The sequence below is a fragment of the Microbacterium alkaliflavum genome (assembly GCF_044325405.1).
In the GTDB taxonomy this organism is placed as follows: domain Bacteria; phylum Actinomycetota; class Actinomycetes; order Actinomycetales; family Microbacteriaceae; genus Microbacterium; species Microbacterium alkaliflavum.
Window position 1 is genome coordinate 1 of sequence record NZ_JBIQWL010000023.1, and the last position, 5,828, is coordinate 5,828.

The window sequence follows — 5,828 nt, forward strand, 5'->3', positions numbered from 1 at the left end:
TGGCATTTGACAAGTGCACGCTGTTGAGTTCTCAAGGATCGGATGCTCCAGCAAACCAGCCTCACGACCAGCCCCACTGGGCAACTTCACTATTTCGACTTCGCGTCCGTCCGATGGCGCGCCTCGACGTGTGGTCGAGAGCGACTGCCGGCGACGGCATCTCACGAAGCCAGATCGGATGCCCCGCGTCTCGGCTTGCGACCGGCCCGCTGAGGCAACTTCACTAGTTTATCCCTCTCGCTCGCCTTGTCAAATCGGCTGCTCCGGCGCCTTGCGGCGTCAGCTGCAGCTCTCATCGACGTTCTCGAGGAGCGGGATCCTCCATCCTGAACCGAGATGGTCTCGATCCTCGAGAGGATCGGGATGAAGGGCGGTTCTCCACTTGAGGGGGGTGAGGCTCTCGGCCTCTCCGCTTCCCTGTGGGGCGAACAAGTAATAACTTACGTGGCTCCCGCGCATCCGGCAAATCCAGCCCACATCCCGGGCGTGTCGCGGCTCCCGAGCCCGGAATCACGCGGTTCGCGCCGCCTGCGCCGCGCGCCGGAGGTCGTCTGCGAGCGCCGCCTCGGCGGCGAGCCGTTCCGACCTGTCTCGCATCCGCAGCAGGGCGGACGGATGCGTCGTGACGCTCGCGATCCGATCGTCGAGAGGAAACGGCATCCCCCTCTCCTCGCCGATGCGCACCGTTCGTCCGAGCACCGCCCTCGCGGCGGTGGCGCCGAGGCACACTACGACACGAGGACCGACGGCGTGGATCTCCGCCTCGAGCCTTGGGTGGCACGCCTCGATGTGCGCGACTCCCGGCTTCTCGTGGATCCGGCGCTTGCCTCGCGGCTCGAACCGGAAGTGCTTGACCGCGTTCGTCACGTAGACGTCGTCGCGAGACGATCGGCCCCGGGGCGCTCCGGCTCGGCCATGCCACGAGTCTAGATTCGGCACTGGCGGGCGGGGCCGTCGCCGGAATACCGTCGCGACATGACGGTCACTGCGCACGAGATCCTCGCCGGCGTGGGCATCGAGGCGCGCGCCGAACTCCGGATGGCGACGCATCCGGTTCCGCTTCCATCACGTCTCGCCGTGGGCGACCTCGCGTGGGCTGCGGTCGGTGCGGCATCGCTCGCGGCCGCGCACCTGGCCGGGTCTGACAGCGTCCCCCTCGACCCCGACCGCATCGCGCTCGCCTACGCGAGCGAGCGCTACGGGCGGATCGACGGCGAGACGCCGACCGCGTTCGCGCCGCTGTCCGGCTTCTTCCGCACTTCGGACGGCTGGGTCCGCACTCACGGGAACTATCCGCATCACGCGCGGGCGCTGCGCGTCGGGCTCGCACTCTCCGACGACGCCACGACCGACGATGTCGCCGAGGCGCTCCGCGGGATGCCGGCCGGAGTCGCGACGCAGGCGATCGTGTCGCGCGGCGGCATCTGCTCCCCCGTCTTCCACGAGCGCCCCGACGTCGAGGAGGAGCTCCGCACTCGCCCGCTCGTGCGGATCGCACGTCTCGGGCACGGTGCAGCGCGGCGACTCGAGCCGCTCCCGGGCGCGCCGCTGTCCGGTGTGCGCGTGCTCGATCTCACCCGGGTGATCGCAGGTCCCGTCTCGACGCGCACGCTCGCGCTCTTCGGGGCGGACGTCCTGCGAATCGACTCGCCCCACCTGCCCGAGATCCCCTGGCAGCACCTGGACACGGGGCACGGCAAGCGCTCGGCGCAGCTCGACCTCGCCGATCCGGCGGGGCACGCCCGCTTCGACGACCTCGCGGCCGACGCCGACGTCATCGTGCTCGGCTATCGCCCGGAGGGGCTCGCTCGGCTCGGGCTCTCGCCCGAGGACCTCGCCGCGAGGCATCCCGGGATCCTCGTCGCCCAGCTGTCCGCATGGGGCGCTCCCGACAGGCGGGGGTTCGACAGCATCGTGCAGGCGGCGACGGGCATCTCCTGGATCGACTCGCGCGGCGGCGAGACCCCCGGCGCCCTGCCGGCACAGGCGCTCGACCACACCGCCGGCTACGTGCTCGCCACTTCCGTCATGGCGCTCCTCGAGCGGCGCGCACGCGAAGGCGGATCGTGGGTCGCCGAGACGTCGCTGCGACGCGTCGCGACGGAACTGCTCGGGATGCCGCGCACGGCCGAGCCGCACGCATTCGACGCCGTCGACCCGGCCGATCACACGCAGAGCTTCGACGTCGCCGGCCGGACAGTGACGACGGTCGGCCCCGCGGCGGCGTACGACGGCGGGCCGACTCGATTCGCTCCGCCGCGGCCGTGGGCGGCGGACGAGGCTGCGTGGACCGAGCGCTGAGCCGATGAGGCCTGGGGCGGCGGTATCGCGGGCGGATAGACGACGCAGTCCCCGAGAGCTACCGTGACATTCGGGGAGAGCACATGGACGCCGAGGTGCTTGTCGTGGGAGCCGGGCCGGCCGGACTGTCCGTCGCGGCCTGCCTTCAGGAGCGCGGGGTCGAAGCGATCCTCCTGGATCGAGGCGAAGCCGTCGGGGAGTCCTGGCACACCCGCTACGAGCGGCTCCATCTGCACACTCCTCGGGGTCAGTCCGCTCTCCCCGGCCTGAAGATCCCCGCTCGGTACGGACGCTGGGTCGCGAAAGACGACATGGCGCAGTACCTCGAGCTCTACGTCCAGCACCACCAGCTCGCGCCGCGATTCCGCTCCGAGGTGAGTCGCATCGAGCGCGGCAGCGACATATGGACCGCGCTCGACAGCGGCCGGAGCTGGACAGGCCGACAGGTCGTGATCGCGACGGGCTACAGCGGCTCTCCGATCCGCCCCATCTGGCCGGGAGAGGACTCGTTCGCCGGCGATGTCCTGCATGCCGCGCAGTACTCCACTCCGACGCCGTACTCGGGCCGCGATGTGCTGGTCGTGGGCGCGGGCAATTCGGGCGCCGAGATCGCGGCCGATCTGGCAGAAGGCGGTGCGGCCACAGTGTGGCTCTCGGTGCGCACACCCCCCAACATCGTGCCGAGGCAGCTCGGCCCCGTGCCGATAACGCTCATGGCGGTCGGGATGGAGCATTCGCCCGCCTGGCTCGTCGACCCGGTGAACCGTCTCCTGCAGCGGGCGACGATCGGCGACCTCACCCGGTTCGGCATGCCGTCGGCGAACACCGGCCTGGTCGCGCAGGCGAGGGCGACGGGCGTGGTGCCGACGATCGATGTCGGACTCGTGCGCTCGCTCCGCGCGGGCAGGGTGCGTCCGGTCGCGGCGGTCGCGCGATTCGACGACGGCGACGTCGTGCTCGTCGACGGCACGCGACTGACACCCGATGCGGTCATCGCAGCGACCGGCTACTCGACGGGTCTCGGACCCATCGTGGGGCATCTCGGAGTGCTCGACGATCGAGACCGCCCGCTCGCCAACGGTCCACGCGCCCTGCCGCAGGCGCCGGGGCTGCGGTTCATCGGGCTCTCGAACCCGCTGAAGGGGCAGCTGTTCCAGATCCGGCTGCACGCGTCGGCGATCGCTCGGGCGATCGCGCACGAGCTGCGCGGCGGCTGATCGCCGCTGCTCAGCGACGCGCGGCCGGACGCCGCGTTCGCAGCGCCTGAACGGCGATCGCGAGGATGAGGGTCAGCATCCCCCAGACCGCCGTCGCGGGAACGAACACGCGATAGACCAGGTGAGCGACCGTGAACTCGTCGTCGAGCGGACCGTACGCGACGAGTCCGATCGCCGCGGAGACGCCGAGAGTCACGGGCAGCGACGCCCACCAGGCCCAGCGAATCCCGTCGGGCAGGACCCGCTCGACGCGGGGTGCGGGATCCCGCCGTCGCAGCCGGACCACCGCCCAGACGGCGATGATCACGAGCCCCACGACACCCGAGCCGTACTGGAGCCATTTGAAGCCGAGGAGGGGCCCCCACTCCTCGCCGAGGGCAGGCAGCACGGCGGTGCCCCAGCGGCCTTCATGCGTGAAGAGGTCCCACAGGATGTGGCTCGCGACGCCCATCGCCAATGACACTGCGAGGAGCACGAGGTCCCCCCACGCGAGGGACCAGCGCTGCCGGCGCGCCGGCATGCGGACGGCATGCACTCCCAGCGTGTCGCGCAGCGCCCCTGCGGCGCGCCGGTCCCAGCCCTGCGGAAGGCGCTGCGCGAGCCACGTCGGCGAGAGCTCCCGCACCGCCGGGCGCAGGACGCATCGCCACACGACGAGGAGCATGAGCGCAAGGATCACCGTGACGGGGAGCCACGCGAAGTCGTGGGTGCGGGCGTACCCGAGAGGCGAGGCCTGCACGAAGAGCGGAAGGTCGGGAGCCATGGCGCCGACCGCGATCGCTGCGGGCACGAGAGGCGTCCGCAGAAACGGGAGCGCGATGACCGCGTGACTCGGCGTGAACGGCATGCGTCGGCCGGGCTCGACAACCGGAGGTCGGTGCGCCCGTCACGCGATGAAGACGCCCGCGAGCGTCTTCTTGCCGCGTCGGAGCACCGACACGCCGCCGGGGAGCGAGCCCGTGACAGCGAGGGAGTCGTCGTCGACGCGCGCACCGTCGAGTGAGACCCCGCCCTGCGCGACCGCTCGCCGACCCTCGCTCAGGCTCGAGACCAGCCCCGTGTCGACGAGCGCCTGCACGACCGATGTGCCGTCGGCGACGGTCGCGTTCGGCAGCTCCTCGAGCGCGCTGCGCAGCGTGGCGGCGTCGAGCGCCGTCAGGTCGCCCTGACCGAACAGCGCGTCGGATGCCGCCACCACGGCGGCCGCGGCATCCGGTCCGTGCACGAAGGTCGTCACCTCGAGCGCGAGGCGCTTCTGCGCGGCGCGACGGAAGGGCTCGGTCTCGACGAGACGCTCGTACTCCTCGATCTCAGCGCGCGTCAGGAACGTGAACACCTTGAGGCGACTGATGACGTCGCCGTCGTCGGTGTTGAGCCAGAACTGGTACATCCGGTACGGACTGCACATCTCGGGGTCGAGCCAGATGGCGTTGCCCTCGCTCTTGCCGAACTTCGTTCCGTCGGAGTTCGTGATGAGCGGCGTCCCGATGGCATGCACCGGCGCGTGCTCGACGTAGTGGATCAGGTCGACACCGCTCGTGAGGTTGCCCCACTGGTCGGAGCCTCCGGTCTGCAGGACGCAGTCGTACGACCGGAAGAGCTCGAGGTAATCGAGCCCCTGAAGTATCTGGTAGCTGAACTCCGTGTAGCTGATGCCGGCCTCCGAGTTGAGGCGGGCGCTCACGGCGTCCTTCTTCAGCATCGTTCCGACGCGGTAGTGCTTGCCGATGTCGCGCAGGAAGTCGATCGCCGACAGCGGGGCCGTCCAGTCGAGGTTGTTGACCATCCGCGCGGCGTTCTCGCCCTCGAAACTCAGGAAGCGCTCGACCTGACCGCGGAGGTAGCCGACCCACTCGGCCACCGTCTCCTTGGTGTTGAGCGTGCGCTCGGCGCTCGGGCGCGGGTCGCCGATGAGACCGGTCGAGCCTCCGACGAGACCGAGCGGCTTGTGTCCCGCGAGCTGCAGCCGGCGCATCGTGAGCAGCTGAACGAGGTTGCCCAGATGAAGACTCGGGGCTGTCGGGTCGAAGCCGCAGTAGTACGTGATCGGATCGCCGGCGAGAAGGGCGCGCAGCGCCTCCTGGTCGGTGGACACATGCACGAGTCCACGCCAGACGATCTCATCCCAGACGTTCTCGAACGTCGGGTCGTTCGCGGGCGCGAGCGCGTTCACTGCTTCAGGCACGCGTTTCAGGCTACCAGTCGATTTCCCGCGGCTTAACGCGAAATGGCCACCCTGCGTTGGGTGGCCATTTCGGTAATGGAAGTCCGGCGGTGTCCTACTCTCCCACAGGGTCGCCCCTGCAGTAC

The 5,828-nt window shown here is 70.2% G+C and carries 5 protein-coding genes; 2 read left to right on the top strand and 3 right to left on the bottom strand.

Annotation, left to right across the window (positions count from 1 at the left end; genetic code table 11):
* Nucleotides 1-510 precede the first annotated feature (510 nt).
* Complete coding sequence (locus tag ACH3VR_RS23215; RefSeq protein ID WP_397558719.1) at nt 511-1,050, bottom strand: uracil-DNA glycosylase family protein; 540 nt, start codon at nt 1,048-1,050, stop codon at nt 511-513.
* Between ACH3VR_RS23215 and ACH3VR_RS23220 the strand changes: the two genes are divergently transcribed.
* Together ACH3VR_RS23220 and ACH3VR_RS23225 are read left to right on the top strand one after the other, a co-directional pair.
* Nucleotides 976-2,301, top strand: a complete 1,326-nt coding sequence (locus ACH3VR_RS23220) for a CoA transferase (RefSeq protein ID WP_397558720.1) — start codon at nt 976-978, stop codon at nt 2,299-2,301. The genes ACH3VR_RS23215 and ACH3VR_RS23220 overlap by 75 nt on opposite strands.
* Before the next feature lie 83 nt (nt 2,302-2,384).
* Nucleotides 2,385-3,518, top strand: coding sequence for a flavin-containing monooxygenase (locus ACH3VR_RS23225; protein WP_397558721.1), 1,134 nt, complete (start codon nt 2,385-2,387; stop codon nt 3,516-3,518).
* A gap of 10 nt (nt 3,519-3,528) precedes the next feature.
* Here the strand turns inward: ACH3VR_RS23225 and ACH3VR_RS23230 are convergent, their stop codons facing one another.
* Together ACH3VR_RS23230 and tyrS are read right to left on the bottom strand one after the other, a co-directional pair.
* Nucleotides 3,529-4,365, bottom strand: coding sequence for a DUF4184 family protein (locus ACH3VR_RS23230; RefSeq protein WP_397558722.1), 837 nt, complete (start codon nt 4,363-4,365; stop codon nt 3,529-3,531).
* Between the two features lie 39 nt (nt 4,366-4,404).
* Nucleotides 4,405-5,691 carry a tyrosine--tRNA ligase gene (gene tyrS, locus ACH3VR_RS23235; protein WP_397558723.1) on the bottom strand — a complete coding sequence of 429 codons (1,287 nt, stop codon included), beginning with the start codon at nt 5,689-5,691 and terminating at the stop codon, nt 4,405-4,407.
* Between the last annotated feature and the right edge of the window lie 137 nt (nt 5,692-5,828).